This window comes from Shewanella sp. UCD-FRSSP16_17 (assembly GCF_001675935.1).
Classification (GTDB): domain Bacteria; phylum Pseudomonadota; class Gammaproteobacteria; order Enterobacterales; family Shewanellaceae; genus Shewanella; species Shewanella japonica.
The window spans coordinates 1-2,933 of record NZ_LZFV01000012.1; the positions used below are offsets into that span (position 1 = coordinate 1).

Sequence of the window (2,933 nt, forward strand, 5' to 3'; positions counted from 1 at the left end):
TTTGAAACTTATTTGGGTTGTATGGTTAAGTGACTAAGCGTATACGGTGGATGCCTTGGCAGTCAGAGGCGATGAAGGACGTAGTAACTTGCGAAAAGCGTTGGCGAGCTAGTAACAAGCATTTGAGCTAACGATGTCCGAATGGGGAAACCCGGCCACATAAGTGGTCATCATACAGTGAATACATAGCTGTATGAGGCGAACTCGGGGAACTGAAACATCTAAGTACCCGAAGGAAAAGAAATCAACCGAGATTCCCCTAGTAGCGGCGAGCGAACGGGGATTAGCCCTTAAGTCTATGGGGTGTTAGTGGAATGTGTTGGAAAGCACAGCGGCACAGGGTGATAGCCCCGTACACGAAAACTAACCATAGATGAAATCGAGTAAGGCGGGACACGTGACATCCTGTTTGAATATGGGGGGACCATCCTCCAAGGCTAAATACTCCTGACTGACCGATAGTGAACCAGTACCGTGAGGGAAAGGCGAAAAGAACCCCTGTGAGGGGAGTGAAATAGAACCTGAAACCGTATACGTACAAGCAGTGGGAGCGGTTCTTGAGACCGTGACTGCGTACCTTTTGTATAATGGGTCAGCGACTTACGTTTTGTAGCGAGGTTAAGCGAATAGCGGAGCCGTAGGGAAACCGAGTGTTAACTGCGCGTTTAGTTGCAAGGCGTAGACCCGAAACCGAGTGATCTAGCCATGGGCAGGTTGAAGGTTGAGTAACATCAACTGGAGGACCGAACCGACTAATGTTGAAAAATTAGCGGATGACTTGTGGCTGGGGGTGAAAGGCCAATCAAACTCGGAGATATCTGGTTCTCCTCGAAAGCTATTTAGGTAGCGCCTCGAGCGAATACCACTGGGGGTAGAGCACTGTTAAGGCTAGGGGGTCATCCCGACTTACCAACCCTTTGCAAACTCCGAATACCAGTGAGTACTACTCGGGAGACAGACGGCGGGTGCTAACGTCCGTCGTCAAAAGGGAAACAACCCAGACCATCAGCTAAGGTCCCAAAGTTATTGCTAAGTGGGAAACGATGTGGGAAGGCTTAGACAGCTAGGATGTTGGCTTAGAAGCAGCCATCATTTAAAGAAAGCGTAATAGCTCACTAGTCGAGTCGGCCTGCGCGGAAGATTTAACGGGGCTAAGCAATACACCGAAGCTATGGGTTTGCACTTAGGTGCAAGCGGTAGAGGAGCGTTCTGTAAGCGGTTGAAGGTGAAGGGGTAACCCACACTGGACGTATCAGAAGTGCGAATGCTGACATGAGTAACGATAATGGGGGTGAAAAACCCCCACGCCGAAAGACCAAGGGTTCCTGTCCAACGTTAATCGGGGCAGGGTGAGTCGACCCCTAAGGCGAGGCTGAAAGGCGTAGTCGATGGGAAACAGGTCAATATTCCTGTACTTTTGCTAACTGCGATGGAGAGACGGAGAAGGCTAGGCTAGCGCGGCGTTGGTTGTCCGCGTTTAAGGTTGTAGGCTGTTCACTTAGGCAAATCCGGGTGAACATTAGGCTGAGAGCTGATGACGAGYCRCTAAGGYGRTGAAGTAGTTGATGCCATGCTTCCAGGAAAATCTTCTAAGCTTCAGGTTAGTAGGAATCGTACCCCAAACCGACACAGGTGGTCGGGTAGAGAATACCAAGGCGCTTGAGAGAACTCGGCTGAAGGAACTAGGCAAAATGGTACCGTAACTTCGGGAGAAGGTACGCTCCTGACGGTGATGAGACTTGCTCTCTAAGCTGTTGGGAGTCGCAGATACCAGGTGGCTGCAACTGTTTATCAAAAACACAGTACTGTGCAAAATCGCAAGATGACGTATACGGTATGACGCCTGCCCGGTGCTTGAAGGTTAATTGATTGGGTTATCTTCGGAGAAGCTCATGATCGAAGCCCAAGTAAACGGCGGCCGTAACTATAACGGTCCTAAGGTAGCGAAATTCCTTGTCGGGTAAGTTCCGACCTGCACGAATGGCGTAATGATGGCCACGCTGTCTCCAGCCGAGACTCAGTGAAGTTGAAATTGCGGTGAAGATGCCGTATACCCGCGGCTAGACGGAAAGACCCCGTGAACCTTTACTATAGCTTGGCACTGAACATTGAACCTACATGTGTAGGATAGGTGGGAGACTTTGAAGCTTCGTCGCTAGATGGAGTGGAGTCAATCTTGAAATACCACCCTTGTAGTTTTGATGTTCTAACCGCGGCCCCTAATCGGGGTTCGGGACAGTGCCTGGTGGGTAGTTTGACTGGGGCGGTCTCCTCCCAAAGAGTAACGGAGGAGCACGAAGGTTGGCTAAGTACGGTCGGACATCGTACGGTTAGTGCAATGGCATAAGCCAGCTTAACTGCGAGACATACACGTCGAGCAGGTACGAAAGTAGGTCATAGTGATCCGGTGGTTCTGTATGGAAGGGCCATCGCTCAACGGATAAAAGGTACTCCGGGGATAACAGGCTGATACCGCCCAAGAGTTCATATCGACGGCGGTGTTTGGCACCTCGATGTCGGCTCATCACATCCTGGGGCTGAAGTCGGTCCCAAGGGTATGGCTGTTCGCCATTTAAAGTGGTACGCGAGCTGGGTTCAGAACGTCGTGAGACAGTTCGGTCCCTATCTGCCGTGGGCGTTGGATGATTGAAGGAAGCTGCTCCTAGTACGAGAGGACCGGAGTGGACGAACCGCTGGTGTTCGGGTTGTTATGCCAATAGCATTGCCCGGTAGCTACGTTCGGAATCGATAACCGCTGAAAGCATCTAAGCGGGAAGCGAGTCCTAAGATGAGTCATCCCTAGGAATTTAATTCCTCTAAAGAGCCGTTCGAGACTAGGACGTTGATAGGCAGGGTGTGTAAGCGTTGTGAGGCGTTGAGCTAACCTGTACTAATGACTCGTGAGGCTTAACCATACAACCCAGATGAGTTTT

General features: G+C 50.7%; 1 rRNA gene. It reads left to right on the forward strand.

The features are described from left to right. The first annotated feature begins 23 nt into the window (after positions 1-23). Positions 24-2,915: ribosomal RNA gene (locus A9267_RS09030) — 23S ribosomal RNA — on the forward strand. Positions 2,916-2,933: the final 18 nt, after the last annotated feature.